The organism is Oscillospiraceae bacterium MB08-C2-2, from assembly GCA_035621215.1.
Taxonomy (GTDB): domain Bacteria; phylum Bacillota; class Clostridia; order Oscillospirales; family Ruminococcaceae; genus WRAV01.
This window is the reverse complement of the sequence record CP141729.1, coordinates 1,386,982-1,413,557: the sequence shown is the minus strand read 5'-3', so window position 1 is coordinate 1,413,557 and position 26,576 is coordinate 1,386,982. Positions and strand designations below refer to the sequence as shown.

18 protein-coding genes are annotated in these 26,576 nt (G+C 47.6%); 12 read left to right on the top strand and 6 right to left on the bottom strand.

Annotated elements, in window-relative coordinates:
• Nucleotides 1–345 precede the first annotated feature (345 nt).
• The gene (locus U6B65_06205; protein WRS28723.1) at nucleotides 346–777 is read left to right on the top strand and encodes a hypothetical protein; all 432 of its coding nucleotides are present in this window, start codon (nucleotides 346–348) and stop codon (nucleotides 775–777) included.
• Between the two features lie 182 nt (nucleotides 778–959).
• Here the strand turns inward: U6B65_06205 and U6B65_06200 are convergent, their stop codons facing one another.
• Nucleotides 960–2,678 carry an ammonium transporter gene (locus tag U6B65_06200; GenBank protein WRS28722.1) on the bottom strand — a complete coding sequence of 573 codons (1,719 nt, stop codon included), beginning with the start codon at nucleotides 2,676–2,678 and terminating at the stop codon, nucleotides 960–962.
• A 574-nt stretch (nucleotides 2,679–3,252) separates the two neighbouring features.
• Between U6B65_06200 and U6B65_06195 the strand changes: the two genes are divergently transcribed.
• Nucleotides 3,253–4,164, top strand: coding sequence for an AEC family transporter (locus tag U6B65_06195; GenBank protein ID WRS28721.1), 912 nt, complete (start codon nucleotides 3,253–3,255; stop codon nucleotides 4,162–4,164).
• 84 nt (nucleotides 4,165–4,248) lie between these two features.
• Here the strand turns inward: U6B65_06195 and U6B65_06190 are convergent, their stop codons facing one another.
• Nucleotides 4,249–5,184: a GHKL domain-containing protein gene (locus tag U6B65_06190; protein ID WRS28720.1), complete on the bottom strand. Its 936-nt coding sequence runs from the start codon at nucleotides 5,182–5,184 to the stop codon at nucleotides 4,249–4,251.
• A 796-nt stretch (nucleotides 5,185–5,980) separates the two neighbouring features.
• On the opposite strand from U6B65_06190, the gene U6B65_06185 reads away from it, so the two are divergent.
• The 8 genes from U6B65_06185 (at nucleotide 5,981) to U6B65_06150 (ending at nucleotide 18,260) form a co-directional block, all read left to right on the top strand.
• Nucleotides 5,981–12,787, top strand: a complete 6,807-nt coding sequence (locus U6B65_06185) for a hypothetical protein (GenBank protein WRS28719.1) — start codon at nucleotides 5,981–5,983, stop codon at nucleotides 12,785–12,787.
• Entirely contained in the window at nucleotides 12,784–13,842 is a 1,059-nt protein-coding gene (locus tag U6B65_06180; protein WRS28718.1) for a hypothetical protein, read from the top strand. Before U6B65_06185 ends, U6B65_06180 begins: the two co-directional genes overlap by 4 nt.
• Before the next feature lie 215 nt (nucleotides 13,843–14,057).
• Nucleotides 14,058–14,870 carry a transglutaminase-like domain-containing protein gene (locus tag U6B65_06175; protein WRS28717.1) on the top strand — a complete coding sequence of 271 codons (813 nt, stop codon included), beginning with the start codon at nucleotides 14,058–14,060 and terminating at the stop codon, nucleotides 14,868–14,870.
• A gap of 273 nt (nucleotides 14,871–15,143) precedes the next feature.
• On the top strand, nucleotides 15,144–15,863 hold the full coding sequence (locus U6B65_06170) for a LytTR family DNA-binding domain-containing protein (GenBank protein ID WRS28917.1): 720 nt from the start codon (nucleotides 15,144–15,146) through the stop codon (nucleotides 15,861–15,863).
• A gap of 100 nt (nucleotides 15,864–15,963) precedes the next feature.
• Nucleotides 15,964–16,314 carry a hypothetical protein gene (locus U6B65_06165; GenBank protein ID WRS28716.1) on the top strand — a complete coding sequence of 117 codons (351 nt, stop codon included), beginning with the start codon at nucleotides 15,964–15,966 and terminating at the stop codon, nucleotides 16,312–16,314.
• A 27-nt stretch (nucleotides 16,315–16,341) separates the two neighbouring features.
• Complete coding sequence (locus U6B65_06160) at nucleotides 16,342–16,611, top strand: hypothetical protein (protein ID WRS28715.1); 270 nt, start codon at nucleotides 16,342–16,344, stop codon at nucleotides 16,609–16,611.
• Nucleotides 16,612–16,938: 327 nt separating this feature from the next.
• Nucleotides 16,939–17,082, top strand: a complete 144-nt coding sequence (locus U6B65_06155) for an OadG family protein (protein ID WRS28714.1) — start codon at nucleotides 16,939–16,941, stop codon at nucleotides 17,080–17,082.
• 41 nt (nucleotides 17,083–17,123) lie between these two features.
• On the top strand, nucleotides 17,124–18,260 hold the full coding sequence (locus U6B65_06150; protein ID WRS28713.1) for a sodium ion-translocating decarboxylase subunit beta: 1,137 nt from the start codon (nucleotides 17,124–17,126) through the stop codon (nucleotides 18,258–18,260).
• Nucleotides 18,261–18,347: 87 nt separating this feature from the next.
• Here U6B65_06150 and U6B65_06145 read toward each other — a convergent pair whose 3' ends face one another.
• The 4 genes from U6B65_06145 to U6B65_06130 all read right to left on the bottom strand — a co-directional run bounded on the left by U6B65_06145 (nucleotide 18,348) and on the right by U6B65_06130 (nucleotide 23,573).
• Nucleotides 18,348–19,520: a hypothetical protein gene (locus tag U6B65_06145; GenBank protein ID WRS28712.1), complete on the bottom strand. Its 1,173-nt coding sequence runs from the start codon at nucleotides 19,518–19,520 to the stop codon at nucleotides 18,348–18,350.
• Between the two features lie 64 nt (nucleotides 19,521–19,584).
• Nucleotides 19,585–20,358: an SDR family NAD(P)-dependent oxidoreductase gene (locus U6B65_06140; protein WRS28711.1), complete on the bottom strand. Its 774-nt coding sequence runs from the start codon at nucleotides 20,356–20,358 to the stop codon at nucleotides 19,585–19,587.
• Nucleotides 20,359–20,394: 36 nt separating this feature from the next.
• Complete coding sequence (locus tag U6B65_06135; GenBank protein ID WRS28710.1) at nucleotides 20,395–21,627, bottom strand: MFS transporter; 1,233 nt, start codon at nucleotides 21,625–21,627, stop codon at nucleotides 20,395–20,397.
• A gap of 26 nt (nucleotides 21,628–21,653) precedes the next feature.
• Entirely contained in the window at nucleotides 21,654–23,573 is a 1,920-nt protein-coding gene (locus tag U6B65_06130; protein ID WRS28709.1) for an NAD(P)/FAD-dependent oxidoreductase, read from the bottom strand.
• Nucleotides 23,574–23,801: 228 nt separating this feature from the next.
• Here U6B65_06130 and U6B65_06125 point away from each other — a divergent pair, with 228 nt between their 5' ends.
• On the top strand, nucleotides 23,802–25,049 hold the full coding sequence (locus U6B65_06125; protein WRS28708.1) for a helix-turn-helix domain-containing protein: 1,248 nt from the start codon (nucleotides 23,802–23,804) through the stop codon (nucleotides 25,047–25,049).
• A gap of 214 nt (nucleotides 25,050–25,263) precedes the next feature.
• Entirely contained in the window at nucleotides 25,264–26,427 is a 1,164-nt protein-coding gene (locus U6B65_06120) for a dihydrodipicolinate synthase family protein (protein WRS28707.1), read from the top strand.
• The last annotated feature ends 149 nt before the right edge of the window (nucleotides 26,428–26,576 follow it).

Below are 26,576 nucleotides of genomic sequence, written 5' to 3'. Positions count from 1 at the left end.
CTAAAAAAGGAGCCAGACTTTCGTCCGGCCCCTTTCTATATAATTGGCTAGCAGCCACGTCTGCAGGAGCATTGGTTTCTCCCGCATCCACAGCTATTTCCCCGGCAGGAACAATTGCGGCCACAGCCGCCGACGCCCAGCAAAAGCAAAAGCCAAATCCACATAAATCTCATCCTAACATAGTGTATTTGCAAAAGAGACTGCACTATAGGTTATGCCCAAAAGCTCATATAGGTGAAAAACCATACGAGATCAAGACGTCTTGCCGGATAATAAGGGTTGTATCCAAAAGCGTTTCCGGGTATAATAGCTATTTGTGTCATCAAAAGCGAAAGGAATACCAAAATGGATGAAATCAAGGAAATCTACTGCAACGAAAGCTACAGCTCATTCCTTAATTACTGCGAGCTGCATAACTATAAACGAATGCGGGATTTGGTGAATTGTCGGTTTGAGGAGCTGCCGGAGCTGATTCATATTTCGCCTGTTCTGCTGAGCCGGATAAAATCCGTGTATGCGCTTTATTTTAAAAAGCATCCGGATCAACGCCCCAGCTTTAAGCCTGTAAAAGCAAAGGCTGCCCCCAACACAGATGCTTTGCGGGAACAGCTTCTGGAGGTTTTTAAACAAAATGCCGATCAGCTGATTCGCATTACGGATATAGCGAAGGCAGTTGGAAAGGGCGCAACCCGCAGCCAGATCATTCATGTTTTGGAGCATCAGACATGGTGCAGAATTGTGGATAACACAACCTTTTTCTATGCTCCTGTGGAATAAGCGGCCCAACAACAGAAAAGAGAGAGCGAAAGCTCTCTCTTTTCTGTTTTCAGCCAGAGGAATATCCAGCTAAAATAGGCTTGGAGTCAAGTGAAATCCATATAAAATCCGGAGAACCGGTTTGTATGGCAGGTTGTGGCGGGATGCGGAATGAAGCGTTTTGCCGCCCATAACCAGCGGAATTAATCTTCGTCCTGCAGGGCGGCGTAGCCTTCTTCGCCGGTTCTGACCTTCACGACATTTTCCACATCGTAGACAAAGATCTTGCCGTCACCCACGTTGCCTGTATAAAGAGCATCCTTAACTGTTTTGATCAACAGCTCAACAGGAATTTTGCTTATAATAATATCAACTTTTACTTTGGGCAAAAGCTTTGCCTCAATGGGAACACCGCGATAAACCTGTTGATAACCCTTCTGCATACCATACCCCAAAACATTGGTTACTGTGATACCGGTAATTCCGAGAGTATCCAGATGATTCTGCAAAGTGGCAAATCGGTTTTGGTTGGTGATGATCGTTATTTTGGTCAGCTTGGCGGTTCCGCTGGAAACATCCCTAACCGGAATGGCAACCTCGGCGGGAACAGAAACAGCGGGCTTTACAGCGGGCAATGTGCCCATTTCGGGAATAGGAACGGCGATCATAAAGTCGGCATAGCTGCTTACCAAGCCGTGCTCAGGCAGGTCGAGGCCTTGAATTTCGTCTTCTGCACAGACACGCAGACCATGAAATTTTTTGATCATCAAAAAAATGATGGTCATGGTTATAGCTGTCCAAAGGAGGATGGATGTAATTCCAAGCAGCTGAATACCCAACTGGCCGAAGCCACCGCCGTAGAACAGCCCGTTGGTAGAAGCGAGGGGTGCCTTATCCGTTGCAAATAAACCAACTGCAATGGTACCCCATATGCCGTTGGCACCATGAACGGCGATAGCGCCAACAGGATCGTCAACATGCAGCTTCATGTCGATAAATTCAACAGCCGCCACAATTAGAATACCGGCAACAGCGCCGATAACAATAGAGCCGAAGGCATCCACTACAGAACACCCCGCTGTGATTGCAACAAGACCGGCCAAGGAGCCGTTCAGCGACATGGAGACATCGGGTTTGCCATTTTTGATCCATGTAAAGACCATGGCAACACAGGTGGCAACGGCAGGCGCGAGAGTAGTGGTGAGCAGAATTGAGCCAAGCTGCTCCAGATTCGTAGCCGCTGCACCATTAAATCCATACCAGCAGAACCATAAGATAAACACACCCAAGGCACCCAATGTGATCGAGTGACCGGGAATAGCGTGGGATATTTTTTTGCCGGTCTGGGGATCAGTGGTGTATTTTCCAATACGGGGGCCTACAATTATAGCACCAATCAGAGAGGTAAGACCGCCCACCATGTGGATAACAGAGGAACCGGCAAAATCTATGTAGCCTAAATTGGCCAGCCACCCCTGGGGATTCCACACCCAGCCTGCTTCAATGGGATAAACAACCAAGCTGATGATTCCACTGTATATACAATAGGCGGAAAATTTGGTTCGCTCTGCCATAGCTCCGGAAACAATGGTTGCGGCCGTTGCACAGAATACGAGATTGAATACAAAGCTGGAGAAATTGAACTCTGAGAAGTTGGTGAAGATCTGCAAGTTCGGAATGCCAATGAGGCCGAAAAGATAGTTTTCTGACATCATCAGGCTGTAGCCCAAAAATAAAAAGACGACAGTTCCGATACAGAAATCCATCAAGTTCTTCATAATGATATTACCGGCATTTTTTGCTCGGGTAAATCCGGTTTCTACCATTGCAAAGCCGCCTTGCATAAAGAACACAAGCACTGCTCCAATCAGAAACCATACGGAAAACACGGTACTGTTTACAGCTTCATAGATCTCTTCCATGTGCCTTTCCTCCTAAAAATCAAAAATAAAAAAGGCGCTATCCCAATAAAGGGTAGCGCCTTTGCTTACCTTGTAACAGTGTATTCTTGCCTGAACAAATCGTGCAGGAAATCGATTTGCAAAATGCAAAAACAATCTGTTTGATAGTCATATTATACATAAACAAAAGGCGTATTGCAATAGTGAAACTAAAATTTATGAAAAATTTATGAATCAAATGCAATTAAGACATGTCCGTGCGTTATTTTTGACCAAAGAATTGTGTATAGGCTCTCTCGTACAGGGAAAATTATTCCCAAAGAAAAGGAATAGTTTCAGAAAATTCAAAAATGAAAAGAGTAAGCCATCAAGAATATAAACGCAAGATAGTATAGAAGGCAGACACTAAGCCTTTTAATCAAGTCATCTTGTTAGTAGGGTGCCATTATGATATAATTATTCTATATGAGTTCACACAGCCCATCAGAAGGCTACATTCAAGAATTCTATACTGCAAGCGCAGGTGAGAGACCATGTTGCATTTTACAAAATGGATGTGACGTGGCCTTTTTATGTCAGAAGGAGGGATTTTTCCGTGCATATATGGCTTCAGGCGGCCATTTATCTTGTAACGATAGCCTTGGGCTACCTGCTGAAAAAATTGGGGGTTTTCCAAAAGGAAAACCGGGATGTTTTTGCAAACGCTGTTTTTTATCTAACCTTACCGGCTTTAATTGTCAGCAGTTTTGATCAAGTTCAGATTACACTTTGGTTTATGGTGGCCTTGGGAGCCGGATTGTTTTGCAATCTGTTCTGCCTCCTTATGGCGGCTGTGTTTTCCCGGAAGAAAAAGCCTGAAATAAGGGGCATCTATTTGATCAACACACCGGGATACAATGTGGGTAATATCACTATCCCTTTTTTACAGTCTTTTTATCCTGCCGGCATTCCGTATCTCTGCATGTTTGATGCCGGGGATTCTATTTTTACGCTGGGAACCACCTATTCGATAGCCAAAACCCTATTGAATAAGAAGGATCTTTCAATAGGGCGGCGGCTTCTGGATATTTTTAGATCGCTGCTGGGGTCTATTCCTTTTGTAGCGTATTTGGCCATGACTGTTTTATCGATTGTGGGCCTTTCGCTTCCTTCTCCTGTTATTGAATTGGCGGGGTTTATCGGCAAAGCCAATGCCCCTTTGGTGATGCTGATGCTGGGGATTTCCTTTGAGCTGCACATCAACAAGGAGGAACTTGTTGATATTCTCTCTATATTGGGCCTGCGGGTTGGGTGCAGTGTTTTGTTGTTTGCAGCTATTGTTTGGCTCCTGCCCGGGCCCCCGATTATGAAGCAGGTGCTGTCTGTTTCGGTATTTTCGGCCATACCGAACGCCTGCCTTATTTATTCGAATAAATTCAATGCAGCAACCTCAGTTGCCAGCACGTTAAACCCTCTTTCCATCTTACTTTCTATTCTTCTGATGTCGCTGGCTATGTCGCTGGTATAGTGTATATCGGCATTTCCGGATCTGGCTAAAAAAGGGAGTACAGTCAATTTGACTGTACTCCCTTTTTTGTTTTGTGGCCGAAAATCAGAGCGGTTCCCCGCTGAGGCGAGGAATATGAGCCCGAATCAAGAAAGTTTTCGCTTCAGAGTCAAGTTCATGAACCACAAATCCCCCCAGCTCTTCTGCTATTTCTTTTACAATTCCAAGGCCAAGGCCGTGCTCCTGTTGTTCAGGTTTGGTTGTGCTCATATTCCCGTTGGTTACGATCGACATGCCGTCATATGCGTTTGCTACCTCAAGGGTTGCCCAGTGTTTATTTTTACTTGTGCTGATCTTGATGAACCGTTCGGCTACAGGCACTTTTTCGCAGGCTTCCACAGCGTTTCTGGTGAGATTATAAAAGATACGGATCGAATCCAACATAGATAATCCGGTATCCTGAGTGGAAAAGACTTTAAAGGAAAGGCTGATTTCTTTTTCAGCACAGCTGGCGACCAAATCTTGTAGAAGAGCATCCAAAACCACACTGTCGGAATATTTTTTGTGAGATTGTGCTTGCTTATGAATATTCTTATGAATGCTCTGAATCAACTCAAGGGCACTTTCGATTTCTCTGGCACTAATCAAAGCCCGCAAAGAAGCCATAATGGCTTGAAAATCATGTTTGAATGCACGAAAGCTTTCCATATGCTTTCTGTATGATTCATAGTGCTGCAATTGCCGTGCATACTGCTCCTCTAATATTTTGATTTTTTGCCGGTGTTCCAGGAGATGTTCCGCACTTGCAGCAGATTGATAAACAATATAAATGTGCATGCCCAGCATCAGCGCGCAAGCCCCTAAAATGATTGCTGTATACTGCGTTTTATTGGCTAAAGGGAAGTGCCCGGAAAAGAAGATGCAGAGGTTAACCAAGGCGCCTATTTCATATGCCACAATTGGTTTGAGCAGCCGGCTGTTGTGCAGCAGCAAGCGGAATTTTTCATCTTTTAAGATGCTTTTGCGCAGAAAAATATACACAACCAGAAGAACAGACAGTGTGAATGGCACAGAGGAATAATAAAATCTGTAATCCAAATTCTGAAAGAGAAGAGTGGCCAGCATAAAAAATACCCAATGAAAGCAATAAGCGTTTAAAAGGAAATATCCGCTGGCAAAACAGGCTTGCAGAAAACTCATCCCTGTGCAAAAGCGTATGCCCAAAAAGGTGGCTGGCAAAAGAACGGGAATGGTAAGAAACAACATATTCCGATAAATCAAAGTCAGATAAAGGATTGCTACACCGATCAGCGAAAGCAGAATCGGGAACGTGGAGTTGTTTTTTGGAGGTATAAGCTGTCGGTAATAAATCAGAAAGAGCAAATAATAGAAAACAATAGATGTTGCGGTATATAACATAATTTCCCCATTCCCTATAGCAAGCCTTAATCATCTTAATCAATCCGTATAGTGAGCAGCAATCCGTTTTTGAGCGGAACGCTGCTCACTATACGGATTGCTATTTATTATATCAAAAATTAAGGCGAAAAAATACAGAAACGGAATTTGTATCAATGGCAATTCCTTGTTTTTTAATATGAATGAAATTTAGCGGATATTTTTAGCAATTTGGCAGATATTTTATGAAATTATGAAATTTAATGTTATATATTTTACTAGCGAATTATGGAATAATATGTCGAAAAGCTATACAAATTTTGGGAATATCTAGGGCTCAAAACTTACTTTTGTTCGTTGCCAAAACGGTTTTATATAGAGGCGCAGGTCGATCATAAAAAAGCGCCAAGAGAATGAAAACTTGAGAGGATGTGCGAAAATGGAACTGAAAGAGCTATATTCCCCCGGCTTTGCGGCTGTCAAAAGGGTGATTTCCTTTGTTATGGCAATGGCTTTGCTGCTGACACTTTTACCGGGAGGGGTTCTTGCGCCTATAAAGGCCTATGCGGCAGGCTATAACATCAACAGCGGCTCCATTATCATTGCAGCGAACAGTGGAGATCATACCATTACCGGAACAGGGGTGGAAACCTCCAACACAATTCAAGTGCGATCTGGGTATAATGGGACCATCACGTTAAGCAATGTAAACATTAAAACCACTTCTGACCCACCTATGGAGGTCATGGGCGTTTATAGCGGCAACAACGCAGTGCCTGTAACGAAGGTGAATATTGTGTTGGATGGCGACAATAAGCTGTTCACATCGCATAAGGATTATGCAGCTTTGCAAGTGAATCAGGGAGCACAGATTTCCATCAGTTCAATTGATCCCAATGATAACAGCAGAGGCTCGTTATGGGCTGAAACAACGGGAGCGGCTGGTTCAGGAATCGGTGCGCCGAATATTCAGCAGGGAACTGCTGCTGGATATTATACTGAAACCGGTTCATATGTAGCTTCTAGTCTTACAAAGACTACGGGCGGTAATATTATCATTGGCAGCGGCACAGTAACAGCCTATAGCGGGTTGCATCCTACACATCCGGATGCTACGGATAAAAGTTATGGAGGCCATGGGGCTGCCATTGGCGGGGCCCATTCCAACGGTGGCTTTTTTGCAGGTAATATTATTATTTATGGCGGTGTTGTTACAGCGCAGGCCAGAGGAACACATGGAGCAGGTATTGGCTCTGGCTGCCCCAATGGTTCGGGAAACAATGGGGCCTATATTCCTGACAGCAGTATTGTTGCTATGCCGCCGGCAGAAATCTCTGCAATAACAGGCCAAAACGGCAAGGCTGGGCTGGGCGGTGCGGCGGAAGTATTTTATATGGGTGACCCCCAAAGCCCAATTCTAGTTATTCAAACACAACATAAAGAGAAAAACGCAAAGATATATGCTGATTTCAGCGAGCAGCCTCTTATTGCAAGCAAATTTGGATTGGTTCCAATAGAAAACAGTATTGATATTACAAGGGTTCTGCTGGGTGAAACAGCCAATACTGCGGGAACAATAAATGCCCTGAGCGTTAATCCCGGAGAATATAAAATTAGAGCGACCCTTGCAACTGCGGCCACCTTTTATACCGATGCTACCAGCACCTATACCGGCCAAGAGGGCAAGCCCTTTAAGCCTGTTAAACGTACGGTTACTGCTGCGGCAACCATTGAGCTGCCGCTGTTAAATCTTCCACTCACGATAACCCCTATTCCTTCTGTTGATTTGCAGGAAGGTTATACCGAAGCACAGGCGAAATCCAATGCGGTTGGTTTAAAGGTAGAATACAGCAGCAGCGCAACCGATATACTCCAAAATCTTAGCTTTGCTGTCAACAGTGGCAGCGCTGGAGATTTTAAAGATTTGGAATATTATCAGGCTGATGGCGTTTCTCCATTATTGCCTATACCCACACAGCTTAACCCAGGAGATGCACTGGTTTTACGCCTTCCGTTGAAAAACGGTAAGCCGTTGGATTTATATTCGGATACTGTAATCATGAAGTTTGATGACGATTCTACAGGTACCTTGGTGCCTCTTTCATTAAATCGCCCTGTAGATCAAAGGGTTACAATACTGGATACAAACTACAAACACATTCAGGTTACAGCTGAGCCTTCCACCTTTGTTGATAAGAACGAAAACGGGAAGACAGTAGACCTGAAACTTAAGATTGACCATACAGGCCTTTCCGTTCCTTACAACAGGGATGATGTGATAGCTGAATATCTGGTTTCGACACAAAAAAATCTTGCGGATATACCAGAAGCAGACAGAGACTGGAAAAATCTCAGCATACCCACATCAAATGGCGTGACACGCACAACCATACATACTTTCTCCAAAACGACAAAAGCAGCGGATTATTACATCCACTGGCAGGTAATCTCGGGTCTTGTTTCAGCCGCCAGCAAGGATTTCCCTGTAAATGGAACAGCCCCCGCCTACGGAGCCTTTGGGCCTTATACAACACAAGGGCCCGAACTGATTATATCCAATGGAGGCATCAATCCTGTAACCGGAGACTTTATTGCTTACTTTGAGTTCGATAAGAAAGAAGTTACCGGTCTGGATATTAACGATCTTGTGGTAACCGGTGGCACCGTGGTTTCAACCCAATTTATGATCGCTGGGATGGGAGACGGTTTCAGTAAATATAGGGTAACCATTGCGCCGCCGCTGACAGGAACCGGTCAGATTACCATTGCGGCTAAGAAAAATGCAGATGGAACCTATACCGCAGCCCAAGATGTTGCAGGCAATAAGGTAACAGATACTGTTACACCTTTAGTCGTCAACTATTCCCGCAACTATGCGTTCACATTGGAAGGCAACGATAGCTTTACTGCTTATGATTATGGCAGCAGCTCTCCTCAGGCGGTAAATGTAACCATTAAAAATACCGGGGATCAAGAGCTGGCCTTTATGGATGCTGCACCTGTAACTTTAACCGGTACCGATGCCGATAAGTTCATGGTTGCCCAGCCCAGCGGCAGTGTGGCTGTCGGCGGGAGCGAAACATTTACCCTTTCTGTGAATAATCCGGGCACCCTCCCCGCAGGAGATTACACCGTGACGGTTCAGGTGAAGGCAGACAATGGTACCTCTGAGGGTCTGGTGCAAAGCAAAACTATTACATTGACTGTCAACAAGGCCAAGCCCACAGCCGGGCAAGGCGGCACACTTGGCAGTAACCCGGTCACCAACACCGCAAGCACTCCCTATAACAATACGGCTGTTACCCTGACCCCCGATGCAAGAGCCAACAACAGCATTGTTTCATGGAAATACCGTATTTATAAACAGGGGGAAACCTCGCCCGGTGTTTGGAAGACAGTCACTGGCAATGTTGCGGCCAACGATAATTTCCCCTGCACCGCTGATGGTATTTATGAAATCGAATGGGAAATGGTAAATTCGAATTATGCTGATACTTCAGGGAAAATAACACCTTTTCATATTGATTTGATCTGCCCCCAGATTGTTTCGGAGCAGGCACCCTCGGCGGTTGGCGCAGGCCAGTTTGGGGTTGAACTGACCTTTGATAAGGAGATTGCAAATCTGGGCAGTTGCAACAAAACCTGGCTGGATACACTCCAAAACTGCACCATTGTCAGTGCGGCACGAAAATCTGCCAGCGATAACAAAACCATTGTTGTGACCGTTCAGCCTGATTCCGGACTGAACAACAGCGATATAGTTGGCTTTACCGTTAAGGCAGATCAAGCCGTGGATATAGCGGGCAACAAAAACGATGCTTATGTCTTTACCGTGCCTTATAATGCGGAGGACCCCTACATAGGCTCCTATATACCCTCTGCTCCCGCCTTCTTTATCGATAATATTTACAACACCCAGCCCACTGGAAGCTTTATTTTTGAGGCTGTTTCCAACGGGCAGACAGATAACAAGGCCTTGTATGCCGCCTCTACTCAAATGCTGAGCACCAGTAATGTGGGGGACTTCGTAGAAGTCAAACGAGATAGTGTTCTTTTGAGTGCAGGCCCCGATTACACTGTCACTTATACAGCTAAAACTAGTGGGGGAGCCATTAAGGTTGAGCCGCCCACTGGGGGCTTCGTCGAAGGTGAATACACCATCACCATCAAGGCAGGGCTGCTCAATGCAGAGGGCAATGCCATGAAAACGCCTTATAACCAGGGCTTTGAGGTAAGGGTCCCCAGCGTTTCACCTTTAAACACCTTTGTTGTTACACCGGCTAACCATCCTGATTACACCGGCGGTGCTGTTGCAGTTAAGCTGGAAGGCCAAAATCTACAATATGCTGCTGCCGGCCAAATCAAATTCGAAGTGCAGAATCCCGGCAGCAACTTCACCACCCTGGCAACAAATGGAAGCAGTGGTTCGCTTATCAGCGTGAACGTTGGCGGCACAGAGGCCACCTTTGCAACCAGCGTTCCTATGAACAGCACCGATACTGCCAAGACCTATACCTATAAAGCGTTCCTAAACGGAACACAGGCCGGCTCCAATGCCAATTCAGTTGTTCCGGCGGCAGCCCCCGGCTTCACCGAAGCGGATCACGGAATTACCGCCAACCCCACCAACTTTGCCACCTATGTGGGAGGCAGTGTGGTGCTGACCGTAAAGGGTATGAATCTTCACAACTACAGTGACCTGAGAATTGTGGTTACGGAGGGAGGAACCCCTGTTGACATAATCTCTATTCCTGTCGGCGACCTAGAGGCCCATGGCATTTCTGAGGTAATCAAAAATCATGCGGTATCCAATAACATGACCAACACCGCTAAAACCTACACGTATACACTGTTCGCTGGAACAATCGACCTAAGCCAAACCGAGAATAAGGCCAAGGCGACAGTCACCATTGCTCCGGCTACCCCCGCCATCACTAAATTTGAAGGAACCATTGGCGGAACCACAGGCGTTAATTTGGAAACCGATGAAATGGGCGGCACACTGAGTCTGAACCTTGAGGGTGTGCATCTGCATAATTTCGCTCCGCTGACTGTTAGTGCTCCAGCGGATGCAGCTCCTTCCAGTCAAACAATGAGCCCCACCCACAATAATACCAAAGCAACCTGTACCTTTACTTTACCGGAAAACACCACCCAGCAGGATAAAACCTATGACTTTGAGATCACCAAGGGTGGGCAAACCCATACAGTCACGGTGGTGGTTCGTTCGGCGGCTACTGACCTGGATAGCAACGGCTACGGTCTCAGTGCCAGCCCCACCAGCTTTGATTTCCAGGGAGGCACAGCTACTCTTACAGTGAAGGGAAGAAATCTCTACCACTACACTGACCTGAAAGTCAAGGTAGAGAAGGATGGGGTACCTCAGGGCGATATTTCGTTGACCACTGCGGCTCACGGAGAGGTAACTCTGACTAAGCCGTTGGTATGCGCCCGCAACGATAGTGCAGCGGCGATGGTATATACCTTAAGCCTGTGGGATGGAACCAATGACTTGGGCAAAACTGCCACTGTCACTGTGGAGCCTTCCACACCCCACATCAGCGGCTTTACCGTTTCGGATAGCGCTTCTACCCCGGGCGGCGAAAGCCTGACCTTGCCGGATGGGGGAGGAACGGTTCATTTCACAGTATCCGGGCTGCATCTGCACAATTATGCAGGCATGTTCATCTCGGGCACACCGGCAGCCGGCTCCATTCTCCTTTCTGGTCTTGCCAGCAACAACAATAAGGGTACTGCCACGGTTACTCTGCCTGCCAACCGCACTCTGGCGGATATTACCTACACCTATAATCTGGAGAATGCCGATGGTGTGAGCCGTCAGGTAACCATCAAAGTGGAAAAACCGGAGGTCGGCCCCACTGCGGTAACGGCCACTCCCCCCAGATTGGGAGCCTCGGGTGGAAGCTCGGACATTCGAGTGACCGGCTCCAACATGGAGATTGCCTCCTTGGAGCTGAAAGCAAAGGATGGCTCGGGTACGGTTCATACCATTCCCACTCCCGGAACGAAAGTGAGCTCCGGTCAGGTTACACTGCCCTTCCCGGCTCACAGCGGGGGACTTCGCAACGACATCTATGAGTTTGAAGTTTACTTTGATGGTTTGGCCACCGGCCTGACTACAGAGGTGGAGATTGGCGACAGTGTCCCCAACCTGACTGGAATTGACGCAACCCCTGCCTATTTCGATTCGGTGCAAGAAACGCTGGGCGGCAACGGCCGATCCCGCATCACCATTAAGGGGAATTATCTGTTCAACTTTAGCGAATTGAGCTTGTATGATCCCATTTATAACCGTTTCTATACCGTGCCCAATGCGGGCAGGGATATGGAGGCTGGCTACACCGTATCGGTTCCCAGCGCCATCGGCGTTTATGAATATACCCTTTACTGTGAGGGTGTGGAAACCGGATATGTAGCGATTATCAAGGTTGGAGAGGCTCCGCCGGTGAAGCCGGAGGATGGCGATGAGGTTGAAGAAAAGCCCAACCCCGATAAATACTGGTCCCGCAGAGGAGGCGGCAGCAAAGGTGGCGGCTTTACCGGACGCTTCTATGTTCCTTTTGATGTGTTGCGCTATCAGAGCCAAGTGGCGGCGACTAAGGACCCCAACAATGCATCCGTAGCGCTTCAAAATATCGGATACCTGACTAGCCATCATTTTGATCTGGTATGGTCCGGCGGCAAGAAGGGCGCTCTGGAAAGCAAAGAACTGGGTGAGGGCGTTGTAACCCTCAAGCTGGATACCACCGCCCACGAAAACACCCAGGTGCTGGAAGGCCGAATCTTTATTCAGGTGGATCGTCCTCTGCCGTTTATCTATCCCGGTGTGTATCTGCACGAAGTGGAAACCGGCGAAACAGCCAAGCTGTTCCGTGAGAAATTCACCAACCGCAACCAGACGGTTATCTGTCTGGATCAGGATGGGGAATATGGCACCACCGTTGAAGTAGCGGCGGCAGTGGATTTGAAAGGCTTTAACACATCCAAACTTTACCTGTATCTGTATAACCGTGAAACCGGTGAAGTAACCCCCATGAAGGATACAGAGCATTTCATTGATACTGAAAACTTCCTGCATTTTAAAACAGCAGAGGGCGGCGATGTTATTGTCACCGACCAGCCGCTGGAGATGAACGGCAAGAAGCTGGAATCCGACAGCTTTCCTTTTGACAACAAAAAGGTGAAAGCAGAGGTTCAGGATTCCGAAGGAGGAAAAGAAGAATGACAAAGAAAAAAGTAATGTGCAGGGTGTTTTCACTTTTGCTGGCAACGGTGCTTATGATTCATGCCGGCAGTCTGGTAAGCTTCGCTTCTTCCTTTGGCCGGATTGATGGTTTTTCAGAGGAACACACCTTGGAAGAAGTATTCTCACTGGGGCAGTCGGGGGATTACGATGATTTGGAGGTCAGGCCGGGGGATGAAATTCGCATCCCCCTCACCGCCGATATGTTCACTTGGTCCACCGGCAGAACCCCCCTCCCTCTGGAAACCCTGCGTATGAGCGAGGCAAAACGGGATATCCGTGTGCGTACCCGCAAGCAGGCGGGGAGTGTAACGCTGGATTATGTCCAGTTGGAAACGGATGTATTTGCAGGCAAGCCCTTTTTTGCGGCGGGCTCCACCAGCAAAACCGGCAAGACCACCTATATCAGTGTCATGTTTGCAGAAGAGTTTGTCAGTACCAAGGATCAAAATTTTGTCTATGACATTGACCTGCTCATTGACGGCAAAACCAACGAAAACTATACAATCACCCTCACCGGCAAAATGATGGTGGATTTGATGGAGTTTGATGCGGGAACCGACTACATTTATATGGCGGAAGGCATCGTGGCCGAAGCGACAGATTCTGTGCGTGGAGTATCCTTTGATCTCGGTCAGGGCGTGGTGGTGAAAAAGAATACCCAAGAAGGCAAAAAATACTATGCCACCTGCTCCATTAAATACCCCTATGATGCGGGCTTTGAGGAGGATTTCCCCGAGGTTTACCCGGTGATGGATTTTGTGTATGCGCTCAAAACCGTGAATATGCGGGAAGGCGGAGGGGGCCAGGTAACGTTGACTCCTCCGGGAGATGTGGAGTTTTACTATGTCTATGGGGATGACATGCGCTATCTGGGCACCAGTAAGGAAACGCTGCCCTTCTCGGAATATTATTTTATGTGCAAAGAAAAAGTACCCACTTTAGAGCTTGCCCAGTATGAAAGCGATCTTTCTGAAATTCCCAACTGGGATCAAAATACCGGTAACAGCAATTTTAACCCCAACACTGGCCGGTAACCATTGAAATACCATTGCAGCCTAGCTGCTATGGAAAAATATGCAACCCACGATCGATAGCTTTTGGTGCTTGACGTTGCGTGATGGATGGCTGCGAGACGGCACCACGATGATGTGGTGCCGTCTCCTTTTAAATTTAATACTATACCGGTGTAGGTTAGGTAGCTGCCTTATCAGACACCGAGTATGGAAAAAAGCAGGGGGCAGAGAAAGCTATGAGAAAAAAAAGTCTGCGATTGTTGATTTTACTACTCTTGCCGTTGTGCCTGACCCTTTGGGCAAATGCGCAAGCAGTGGGTGGTATTCTCCCCTATTACAGTCCTGGGGATATTATTCGCATCGAATATAGCGTTCAGCCGGAGTACGGAACCCTTCGTATGCTGGTGACAGGTTCACAGAAGGATGTTTCGGTGCGCATTGCCAAGGAGAACATGGAATATCTGCATCATATCGTCACAGAAAAGGAGGTGGAGATACCTTTAACAATGGGCTCTGGGGATTATGAGCTGGCGGTGCGGTTGTATATCACCTCAACCAAGGCAGAGCCTCTGTGGGAAGATACCATTACGGTGTTATTGGAGGATGAACTGGCACCCTACAAAAGTGCTTCTCGCATCGTCAATTGGAACGAGGAGATGCAGTTAGTAAAAAAAGCAAAATTTCTTTCGGGTGAAAAAAACAATGCAGAAACAGCACTTGCAATTTGTGGCTTTCTAGTAGATAATTTTACGTACAAAGAAAATGCGCCGCCTGCGACTTATATTCCTGATCTGGACCAGGTCTTTCAAAACAAAGGAGGCATCTGCTATGATTTTGCAGCGCTCTATGTGGCCATGTGCCGTGCAGCTGGAATTCCGGCACAGCTGGTGATGGGATATTCCGGCTATATGAAGCCGGATAGTTATCATGCGTGGTGCAGGGTTTATTTGGATGGCCAATGGCTGCCGATTGATCCCACCTATAGCATCCAGACAGGGAATTTGGCTTTTTTGGAACCTTCAAAGCTGATTCCTCAGAAAACCTACTGAGAATAGTTTTTAACTGTAAATTTAAAAAACTGGCCAAGAGAGTAATAGAATTGAAAATTAAACAATAATTTTCATTATATCTCAAATGGATTCAAAACCCAGGTGGGTTTCATTTATCGGGAAGTCCCGAAACACAACGTGCTATTTGAGTCATTCAGTAAGAATAGGCGGCAAAGCCGAATGCTGGTTTGTGCGAAAAAACGACATAAAAGGTCAGAATGTGACAGCCGTGAAAGCTATTTTAGAGGTGGATCGAATAAAAAATTGATAACAGTGTTTTTGTGTGATGACGACAGCAGAGTTTTAGAGAGATACAAGCAGCAAATTGTTCAAATATCGGAAAACAATGACGTTGAGGTAAGCATTTCTGCTTTTCAAAGTGGGGAAAGCCTGCTTTTCCATATGTCCGATTATCCCGATATGGCGGATATTATTTATTTGGATATTTATATGAAAGATATAAATGGAATCGATACAGCCAAGCAGCTCAGGGAGTGGGGATGCAATGCATATATTATATTCCTGACCGTTTGCTCAGAAAGTGTTTATGATTCCTTTGAGGTATTCCCTTTTTATTATTTGCGCAAGGAGTATACACCCGATGTTAAATTTGAGCATGTCTTTATGCTTGCACTTCGCCACGTGGATAATGGGGAGCCGGAAAAAATTATTCTGAAAAACGGTGCCGAGCGCAAGGTTGTCCCTTTAAATGAGATCAGCCATTTTGAAATTTGGCAGGGAGTTGTAACTGTCTGCTTTGGTGAGAATGAGACCTTTCGATATTGGGCTACTTTGGAGGATCTGGAAAAGCTTTTAAGTGGAAAAGGCTTTGTGCGTGTCCATCGCTCTTATATGGTGAATATGCAGTATATCACCTGTGTCCAACGGCGTTCAGTGCTCCTTAAAAACGGCGAGGATGTTCCTGTTGGTGTTACATATGGAGAAAAAGTGAAAAAAGCCTTAACTGAGCACATTTCAAAACAATCCAAATGATTTGGTGGTGTGGAAAATGTCAAATGCGACTGTATTCGTTCATATTAAATGTACAGAGAATTGCTTTTCCGGTACCCTGCGAGAGTGGCGGGAGGGAGAAATGCAGTGTTTTTCTTCTGAACAGGAATTCTATGATGCTGTCGGTAGCTATTTGGAAAAGGACTATACTCAGGTGGGGTTTCCAGAGCTTTGCAAGCACTGGTTTATTGAGAAAAAGTATACCCCCCAAATAGAAGGCGAATTGCTGTGCTGCGTGGAGATTCTTTTCTGCCAGCGTTATACATGGCAGGGCCGCCTGACTGTTAAAGGGGATAAGCTGTATTTTGCCAATCAGTTTGAGCTGGTTGAGCTAATTCGGTTTGCCTGCCAGCAGTATAGTGCCGGCAAGCGCTCCCTGCGTGGCAGCAGCCTTTATAAAAAACACAGCTTAACGCAGCAGCCCCAGTGGTAACAGCAGTTTAACACCAAGGTGATGAACATGTTTATATTGGAACGTGCTTACAGAAGAATAATGTATCTTATTGCCCACAAACTGATGCGTGATGTGATGAGCCAAGTGTGGAAGGATGCCTATACACTTGGGTTTGAAGAAGGCGTTGAGGAGGGAACCGACAGCATTGTGAACCAGTGGGATGATTTTGCATCCGGTTATTCCTTAGGCTATCGGGATGCCCTAGGCAGCACACTTCATCCCCTCCTATGTGAGGAATATCTGGCGAAGCAGAATATGGAGAAAGACAGGCAATAAAAGAGAGCCAACAGTACTGTTGACAAACCCCGAGGCTTGGCAAGGGATGCTAAAGTGCCGCCATAGCAAATCTGGTTCGGTTTCCCTAAGACATTTCGTAAGAATTGCAGTAGTTTTGCCTGTTTTTTAGGATAGTACGCAAAGCATATAGTATCATGTTGACAAAGTGAATATTTTCCGATATTATTGAGATAAAAATGGAATATTGTCGTAATCCGGTTGGGCAGATAAAACGCTGTTTTATCTGTTTTCAAGTTTTGTAGCTTAGGGTGGGGGCTTCGCTTGTAAGCCCTTGCCCTTTTATATTTATTTGGGGGAGGTAAGGTTATGTCGATAGGTGAAAGCATAGGAATCTCTATTTTTCTTATGGTTGTGGTGTTTGTCACTCTTTTCGCCCTGTGTTTGTGTGTGCGGTTGTTCTCTTTCCTTATACGCAAAATCGAAGAGAGCATTAAGAAGAACATCGCCTAGCTGCAACATCAAAATTTCGGAATGACATTTAGGGGGATACTATGTTTATAAGTGCTTTGCAGACATTATGGGAGACCTCTGGCTTTGTGGCCTTAACTTGGCGGCATATTCTGATGCTGGTTATCGCTTGTGTATTGATCTATCTGGCTATTGGACGTAAGTTTGAGCCGCTTTTGCTGCTCCCCATCGCTTTTGGCATATTGATGGTTAACCTGCCGCTCACCGGAATGATGCAGGGACCTGCCAGCTCCTCTGAGGTGGGCGGATTGCTCTATTATCTTTATCAAGGTGTTAAGTTGGGAATTTATCCTTCGCTGATCTTTCTTGGCATAGGCGCTATGACTGATTTCGGCCCGCTGATTGCACGGCCTAGCAGCTTGTTTTTAGGTGCCGGTGCCCAGTTTGGAATTGGTGTTGCCTTCATTGTTGCGACTGCGCTGGGTTTTTCGCCTCAGGAGGCATCCTCAATCGGAATTATCGGAGGTGCCGATGGCCCGACGGCTATTTTTTTGACCACTAAACTAGCCCCCCATTTGCTGCCGGCCATTGCGGTTGCCGCCTATTCCTATATGGCGCTGATTCCATTGATTCAGCCCCCCATTATGCGGGCACTGACCACCAAAAAAGAGCGGGAAATTGTGATGACCCAGCTTCGCACAGTCTCAAAGCTGGAAAAAATCTGCTTCCCCATTATCGTCACGGTTCTGTGTGTTCTGCTGCTGCCCTCTGTGGCGCCTTTGATCGGCATGCTGATGCTGGGTAACCTGTTCCGAGAATCCGGTGTTGTGGAACGCCTTTCCGATACTGTGCAAAATGCAATGATTAATATTGTCACGATATTCCTTGGTGTTACTGTTGGCGCCACTGCCAATGCAGAAACATTCCTCAGGCCCGAAACTCTCAAGATCATTGGGTTGGGGTTGATGGCCTTCATTTTCAGCACCGTTGGTGGATTGTTACTGGGCAAGCTGATGTGCTGGCTTACAAACGGCAAGATCAACCCGCTGATCGGTTCTGCCGGTGTATCGGCAGTTCCCATGGCTGCTCGTGTTTCTCATGTAGAGGGTCAAAAAGCCAACCCTGTAAACTTTCTTTTGATGCATGCTATAGGCCCCAATGTGGCCGGTGTTATTGGTTCTGCGGTTGCAGCGGGTGTTCTGCTGGCTCTGTTTGGATAATCCAAGTCCAAGAATCAAAGATTAAAGGTATACATAAAAAAAGGCACATTCTCATTAAAGAGAATGTGCTTTTTTGAAAGCTTTGTTTTATTGGTCTTGCACCTTAGTATAAGAAGAAATGTCCTTTGCCTTCCAGTCCTGGGCTTTCTGGCGCATACGCCGCAGAGGAGCCACAATACAGACCGGAACGGCAATCAGCGGAATGGCCAGATATCCCAACAGGCTGTAGCCGGTGCCCACAATGGTCCGCAGACCCAGCATAGAAATCAAAATGCTGATAGCGAAATAGACAATACCGGTCAAAAAAGTTTTGAGCTTCACATTGTCACGCAAAATACCGGTATTGGGGTAAAACTGCATGGTACGGGATGCTACCGCATGGAGCTGCGAAGAATCCATAAGTGCCACAAACATGGTCAGCATATAAACGGTAGGCAGCCACGGCACCGATGCCGCCAGATACTGGTGAATGATATAGAGGGTGGGCATCTGCTCCGACAAAACCTCAGGGGAGTAGGGCAGGGTCAGCAGTGTGGTAATAACAAACACACCCACATTCATTACAAAGCTTATCCCACCAATAGCCCAGGAGTGGCGGCGCTTGGTGACGGTCTGCTCCACCGAGGTCAGCACCAGTGCGTTGGCGGAGTTGGAAAAGCCCAGTGCCAAAGCCTTTCGGATGCCGGATGACATGGTAGCCCCTTCAGGAACATATCCGCTGGATATCATGTCTGCAAGAGTGCCGGCCCGATATTGGATAGAGAAGAAGGCAAGCAGAAGGAGCCCCCCAATCATAACCATCGAGATGACAACCGAGCTTTTTCGAATCAGGCTTTCGCCCCACAGCACCAAGCACATACAGATGGCTGACATACCGATAGCGCCTACAATGGGCGGTGCTCCGATCAGCTCATGGAGCAGTGTGGCCCCCATGGCAACAACAGCGCTCCCGCTGACAATCATGGCAATGACCATGTATACCTCCAAAATCGGAGAGAAAAAGCGGGAGGCTTTTCCGTAGATCGCCTTGGAAAAGGAGCTGTAATCGTATGTTTTTTGGCGCCGCACTGTTTCTGCACCCATAGTGATGATAAAGCAGGCCACAGCAAAGGTCAAACAGGGGAGAATCAGCCCCCACACACCATATGAAGTATAATAGCTGGTGGCAAAAATGCCGGAAACCATCGAAGGCCCTACCAGAGCGGCAAACCAAACCGAAGCAATTGGAAACGCAATTTTGAACGTAGATGTATTTTTCATAGTACCCCAACCCCCAGAGGAATACAGTGGTGAAAGCCGCCGTATTCCTCCTGAACTTTTATTTCTAGAGAACCATCGCCATTCCGCCGTCGCAAAGCACAGTCTCACCGACCGTGTAGGTGCAAGCGTCGGAGGCAAAGAAAATCAACGCACCGGAAAGATCACCGTAAGCACCCAGACGCTTTAAGGGAACCTTCTGAATGATTCTTTCTGCCACTGCGGCAGGAGTGGAGGCAGACATCTCTCCGTTGGTCATTTGGCCCGGAGCAATACCGTTGACATAAATGCCATAAGGAGCCCAGGCAACTGCCATAGAACGGGTCATATGAACTACACCGGCTTTAGCGGCATTGTAGGCAATCGCTCCACCAGAAGCACCAAAGGCAGAAACAGAAGAAATGTTGATGATGCGCCCGCCATGGCCCTTCATGTATTGCGCAACGCACTCACGGCACATCAGGAAAACGCCGGTGAGATCAACACCGATAACCTTGTTCCACTGCTCCATGGTGTATTCCTCAGGAGGATTGATCTCGATGGTTCCGGAGTTGTTGACCAGAATATCCAGATGGCCGTACTCGTCCAGAACCTTCTTGACTGCATCCTTAACCATCTGCTCGTTGGTGATATCACAAGGAACCACCAGCACCCGGCGGCCGGTCTTTTCACGAATCTGGGCAGCAACGCCCTGAAGCTTATCCTCAGACCGTGCCAGAACGGCAATATCTGCACCATATTCGGCAAGAGTGGTAGCCAGCTCTATGCCTAGGCCGTAGGAGGCTCCGGTTACCAGCGCAACTTTGCCGGTTACATCAAAGCTAATTGTTTTGTTGCTCATTGTACCTTCTCCACTTCTTAATATAAATTTTATGGGTTACTTACTGGCTGCTTTGCGGCCGCCGATGACAATGCCGCACAGGATAACAACACCCATAGAAATAGCAGCTGCAATCAGGCCAGGAACATAGGTGCCGTTTCCTTCATAGATTGCACCGTAAATGGGGTTGGAGATGGCACTGGTTACAGTACCCACACTGGCAACCACGCTGAAGATAGCGGCAAAGTGCAGAGAGCCCATGGATTTACGAACCAGCAGGGGAGGCACAATGGACATCATGGCAAAGCCGATACCGAACAGCACAGCGCCGATGAACACAGCCTTAGGTTCGCTTCCCATGATGAACAGCAGCAAACCGGCAATGCCGCAGCCGCCGCCAATGGTAACACAGGCGATGGTGCCCAGCTTATCGTTGATGTAGCCAAGCCCTACCTTACCCACAACCGAACCGATCATGAGCATGGAGCCCACAACAGCAGCCTTTTCAATGGGAAATCCGGTTGTGGTAGCAAACTTAACAATCTGGGGCTGGAAGTTTGCAAAGAAGAACATGCCGATAACGGATACAAACACCAGATACAGCCAAGGTGTTTTAGCGGCTTCCTTGAGGGTCAGGCCGGTGAGCTGCTGGGTGTTGCCAGCTTTGGATACCTGATCAGCGCCGTAAGGCTCCAGACCCTTTTCCTTGGGGTCTCTGGTGATGCCGAACAGAGCAAAGGGCAGGGAGATCACAACGCTCAGGCCAGCCAGCAGCAGGCAGGCGGGGCGCCAGCCCATGGTGGCAATCAGCTTGCCCGCAATGGGGGAGAACACGGCGCCGCCCAGATTGGAGCAGGCCATGGCAATACCCATCACAAGACCCAGCTTAACGGCAAACCATTTGTTCATCAGGGTGGGAATCAACAGGTAGGTGATAAAGGAAAGGCCGATACCGTTGATTACACCAGAAAGATAGAAGCCTTCAACGCTGGTATAAACAGTCATGAGAGACATGCCCACAGCGGGAAGAATAACAGCGATAGCGCCCACAAGCTTTACATTCAGCTTCTGGAAGATTTTCTGGGCCACAGGCTGAAACAGCGCCAGAGTGATGGTCATAAAGGTGAAATACAGAACCAAATAGGTCATTTCAAAGCCCATATCCGCATTAACCTGAGCAATGAAAACAGACATGCAGTTTGCGATAATGCCAAGTGTGCCGAACATGATAAAGCAGCAGCTAATCAGGACGATCCAACCATGGTGCAATTTGTTTGATACGCTGTTCATAACGATCTCCTCACCTTTTTTCAAATTCAGTTCATGATGCGTGCGTAATGGAAGCCCTCGGAAACGGCATTGACAATCTTTCTGGGAGCAACCGCATCCCCCAGCAGCCGAACATCGGGCACTTTCCCATAAAGTTGGTCTTCCAGCTCGGCATTGGAGCGGTAGCCGGAAGCAATGACAATGGTGTCACACTCAATGGAAAGGGTTTCTCCATTTTGTGTTAACTCCAAACCATTCTCGCTGATCTTCTTTACCGTGGCGTTCATATAAAGCTGCGCATTGCTATCCTTAACCATCTGGCGCAGGCACTGATCGTTGTTGTAGAGATGTTCAACGGTTTGGAGGATATCCGGCATAATATCAATCAGAACCACCGAATCGGCAGTGGCAGATGCATGAACAGCAGCCTCACAGCCTACCAGTCCGGCACCGATTACGGCAACACGACCGGTCAGAGGTTTACCGGTGAAGGCATCAAAGGCGGTCAGCACATTTTTGCTTTCCACACCGGGAATGGGGGGGATAAAGGCACGGGAACCGGTAGCCAGTGCTACATAATCATAGCCGCCCTGAACAATTTCCTCTGTGGTACCTTTTTTGTTCATCTGAACGGTGACATCGCTTTTGGCAAGACTTCTTTTGAGATATTCCAAATAGTCGTTGACATCCTTCTTGAAGGTGGGTGCACCGGCTGCAATCAGGTTGCCGCCCAGCTTGTCACTCATCTCCCAAAGCTCAACCTGATGCCCACGAGCTTCTGCTGCCAGCGCAGTTTCCATACCGGCAGGGCCGCCGCCCACAACCAGCAGCTTCTTGGCATCCTTGGAGGGAACAAAGGGATAATCGATCTCGTGGCCGCACATCGGATTGACAGCGCAATCGCTGAACCGGCCTTGCAGGGAAGAATACAGGCACTCGTTGCAGCCCACACAGCAAACAACTTCATCCTTGCGGCCATCCTTGATCTTGTTGCACCAATCGGGATCGGCCAGCAGCTGGTGACCAATTGCCACAAAATCCAGCTGATTCTTCTGTAAGCCTTCTTCGGCAACCTTTTCATCGTTCAGTTTGCCCTGCCCGATAACCGGGATGCTCACAGCCTTTTTAATGATTTCCAGATCATCCAGCTCAAAGCCGGGTGCCTGATAAACGGTGGGAACCTGCATATAATATTTTTCGTAGCAGCCGGTATCCACATGGATGGCATCCACGCCCAAGGCTTCCAACTGCTTGGCAAGCTCCACGCCCTCTTCAATGTGGCGATATTCGGGATTGTCTATGTAATGGTTAACGGTGATCTTGACAATAATGGGGAAGCGGGGGCCGCAGGCCTTGCGGATGGCTTCGATGCATTCTTTCAAGAAACGCATCCGGCCTTCCAGATCGCCGCCGTATTCATCGGTGCGCTTATTCCATGCCTTGGTCAGAAATTGGTCAATGAGGTAGCCGCCGTAAGCATGAATCTCAATGCCGTCCGCCCCGGCCTTTTTGGCCATCAGTGCGCCTCTGGCCATGTAGGAGACGATTTTCTGAATCTGCTCCACCGAAAGGGGGCGGCAGTTCAGATTGGGGAAATTTCGGGTGGGGATTGCGCTGGCCGAATAGGGGGCACGGTCGGGGTTGGCATAAGCTACACGGCCCAAGCCGGGTCCGATCTGCACAAAGAATTTGCCGCCGTAGGCCTGCACCTTATCCGCTGCAAGGCCGAGACGGTCGCACTGGTGATAGGTTTCCAGCACAAAGCAGGGGCGGGTTTCAAATTCAGTGGTGACGATGTTCAGCCCGGTAATAATAGCCCCGACCCCACCTTTGGCACGGGCCTCGTAATAGGCGATGGTTCGATCGTCAAAACCGCCGTCGGGTGCGGTTTTTCTGCCCATAGGAGCCATGATGATGCGATTGCGCATTTTTACTGATCCGATAGAAGCACGTTCAAACAGTTTCATTTTTTACCCTCTTATATCCTAATCTTAATCTCAAATGCCGATACTTTGTTAAATACATAACATTCGGCGACAGCTATTATACTATCACTTTGTTAAGTTTGAGACAATGTTCGAATACAAAAAACGCGGGCTGTTAATTTGTGCATATGCACAAACATTAACTTGACAGTGAGACAATAGGCTGTTATGCTAAAATGATCAAAGTAAAGGGAATATGACTAAAAAAACATGAAAAATTTGTATAAAGATCTTTTCGAAATTGGCATATCCGGTTCGATTCAGAAGCTGACCGCTAGAGCCTATAAGCTGTGGGGCAACCCTATCTCTGTGATAGATGTGCAATATAACATATTATGCATGCTGCCCCACCATACAATTGAAGAGGGAACATGGGACCAAATCAGTGCGACTAAAAAGGTTTCCGATTCGCTGATCATGGATTTTATTGCCAGCCGTTATCTGGAGGAAAGCAGCAAGATCGATAAGGCGGTTTTGATCAACTGGGGCGTTGCCAAGGAGACCCCCCGAATGGTTTGCCGTATTGCCACCAATGGGGCCATTCAGGGCTTTATATCTGTGGTTTTGCAGGATGAATCGGCTTGGACCGAGGAGGACAGCACCTATCTGGAAATGTTTGCCCGAGCGGCAGGCTTGGTTTTGCAGCGCTCCACCAATATTTCCTACGATACGCAGGCGCTGCAGCCTGTGTTTTTCTCCGCTCTGCTGGATAAAACCATCAGCTCGCAGGAAACCCTGCAAAGGTGGATGCGGAGCCTTTCCTATTCTCCAAAGAAGTATTTTTGGGTGGCCGCTTTCTCACCCATTTTGAGCACCAGCGTTTTTACCCTGCACTTTGAATATGTGTTTAAGCAGGTGAAAAAACAGTTCTCCGATTGTTTTTCTACTTGTGAAAAAGATTGCATCTATCTGCTTTTTAATATGGATCATTTGCATGATATTGAGGGCCGCACAACACCTGCTGAATTGGCCTTTTATTTGGAAAATGGTTTTGGCGTGGGGCTCAGCCACCCTTTTAAAAACATTTTGCAGACTCTGGCTTTTAAAGAGCAGGCCGATAGCGCTCTGCGGCTGGGCTTTGCCAAAAAGGAGGGCTCCTCTCAGAAGATTTTCCGCTATGAGCAGTTTGCCACCGATGACCTGATGAGCTGTATTTGCCAGAATTTTTTGCCGGAAAGTCTGGGGCATCCGGCAATAGAGATTTTGCGGGAGTATGATCTCCAAAATAAAACGGAGTATTGCCTTACGTTAAAATACTTTGTGGTATCCTTTTTAAATCACGCCTACTGTGTTGAAAAGCTCCGCATTCATCGGAATACACTGCTTTACCGCCTGAATAAAATTGAAAGCATGGCCAACATTGATCTTTCGGACCCAGATACCTGCTTTAACCTGCTAATGAATTTTAAGGTGGATGAATTGCTTTATGGCAATGAAACGGGTTTCCCTTCTTCTTAGAAGGGAGCAACCTTTTCGAGCTATATGCAGCTTGATTTTGAGGTGTAGTGGCATTTGCAGAGTCAGTATGATGCTGTAAAATACAGGTTGCAAAGCTTGGGGGCTAAAGCTAAAATAAAAGTGAGGGCAAGACCCTTGCCGGAAGCGTCTGTGACCAATCCGCTTTGCACATGTTTCACATTAGGGGACTGTTTAAAACACGGTGGAGGCTGTTATGATAAAAATTGCGTTGGTGGTTCCATTCATCAATTTCATACCGGGGGCAAAGGAGATATTAGCCCGCCACAACCAGATGGAAGGTGTGTTTGATGGGGAAAGGTACATATTGGAGGAATACGCTGTTCCGCAGGAAGAGCTTCAGGATTTGAAGTTTGATGCGGATGTTATCATAGCCAGAGGCCTCTATGCAGAGCTGCTCAAGGGCCGTATCCGGGGGATACCGCTGGTGGAGGTGGCGGTGCAGGGCTTTGATATGGTGCAGAATCTGCTGGAATGCAAAAGGCTGTTTCCGGGCCAGAAGGTGGCGGTTATCGCCTCTTTGAGCATGGTATACAATGTGGATCGGGTAGCACGGCTGTTGGGTATGGAGGCCGGTGGATACTGCCTGAACAAGGAGATGAAAGCGGATATTTTGCTTCGGCAGGCCCTTCGGGATAGCTGCCAGATGGTGCTGGGAGGAACCAGCGCCTGTGCCGCTGCTGAAAAGCTCCATGTTGATCATCTTCTGCTCATCAGTGGGGATAGCTCCTTTTACCAGTGCCTGACCGAGGCAAAGCGTGCGGCGGGTATTCACCGCCGGGCATACGAAAAGGCCACCCTTTATAAAAATATCATCAACTATACCTCCGATGGCATTGTGGCGGTGGATTCCAGCCAGCACTTCACCATGGTCAATCCATCTGCTCAGCAGGTTTTACGGATTAAGGCCGAATCCACTGTGGGCGAGATGGTCAGCTCTGTAGCGATACCCCAGGAGCTTAAAATCATCCTGACCGATAACCGGGAATACAGCAATCGGGTGCTGGAGACAAAAGGGAAGCGCATTTTGCTGACGAAAAAATTCACCTTGGTTAAAGGTGAGCCGGTGGGCTGTGTTGCTTCCACTGCCAATGTTGTTCCCAAGCTGGTTTGCTCTATTTACAACCAGTTTACACAGGGAGACATTCAGGGTGCTCTGGAGTCTCAGTATAAGCTGAACCCCTTCCGCATGGTGTTTGATAAGGCCACCTTCCCAGTTGCCACCAAGGATGCCGCCAACCTGATTGGCCTGGATTTGGGTGAGCCGGTGCGTCCCAACACAGGCTGCTCCGATGAGGTCAAGGCTCTGCTGGAAAAAAAGCTGGATGCCATCGGCGAAAAGTATGCGGCAACGGTATAAAACACATACATACTGAGGAATAACGACATTCTGCCAGCCTATAAAGCAGGAAAAGGCAGCAGGCAAAAGAATAAGACAACAAAAGAAGGACTATCCACAGTAAGTGGATAGTCCTTCTTGGGCTTTTTTAGTATCTGTCCCCTATAGAG

Coding starts and splice junctions, on each gene's coding strand:
- U6B65_06205 (WRS28723.1), top strand. CDS start 346: ATGGATGAAATCAAGGAAATCTACTGCAACGAAAGCTACAGCTCATTC.
- U6B65_06200 (WRS28722.1), bottom strand. CDS start 2,678: ATGGAAGAGATCTATGAAGCTGTAAACAGTACCGTGTTTTCCGTATGG.
- U6B65_06185 (WRS28719.1), top strand. CDS start 5,981: ATGGAACTGAAAGAGCTATATTCCCCCGGCTTTGCGGCTGTCAAAAGG.
- U6B65_06180 (WRS28718.1), top strand. CDS start 12,784: ATGACAAAGAAAAAAGTAATGTGCAGGGTGTTTTCACTTTTGCTGGCA.
- U6B65_06175 (WRS28717.1), top strand. CDS start 14,058: ATGAGAAAAAAAAGTCTGCGATTGTTGATTTTACTACTCTTGCCGTTG.
- U6B65_06165 (WRS28716.1), top strand. CDS start 15,964: ATGCAGTGTTTTTCTTCTGAACAGGAATTCTATGATGCTGTCGGTAGC.
- U6B65_06160 (WRS28715.1), top strand. CDS start 16,342: ATGTTTATATTGGAACGTGCTTACAGAAGAATAATGTATCTTATTGCC.
- U6B65_06155 (WRS28714.1), top strand. CDS start 16,939: ATGTCGATAGGTGAAAGCATAGGAATCTCTATTTTTCTTATGGTTGTG.
- U6B65_06150 (WRS28713.1), top strand. CDS start 17,124: ATGTTTATAAGTGCTTTGCAGACATTATGGGAGACCTCTGGCTTTGTG.
- U6B65_06145 (WRS28712.1), bottom strand. CDS start 19,520: ATGAAAAATACATCTACGTTCAAAATTGCGTTTCCAATTGCTTCGGTT.
- U6B65_06140 (WRS28711.1), bottom strand. CDS start 20,358: ATGAGCAACAAAACAATTAGCTTTGATGTAACCGGCAAAGTTGCGCTG.
- U6B65_06135 (WRS28710.1), bottom strand. CDS start 21,627: ATGAACAGCGTATCAAACAAATTGCACCATGGTTGGATCGTCCTGATT.
- U6B65_06130 (WRS28709.1), bottom strand. CDS start 23,573: ATGAAACTGTTTGAACGTGCTTCTATCGGATCAGTAAAAATGCGCAAT.
- U6B65_06125 (WRS28708.1), top strand. CDS start 23,802: ATGAAAAATTTGTATAAAGATCTTTTCGAAATTGGCATATCCGGTTCG.
- U6B65_06120 (WRS28707.1), top strand. CDS start 25,264: ATGATAAAAATTGCGTTGGTGGTTCCATTCATCAATTTCATACCGGGG.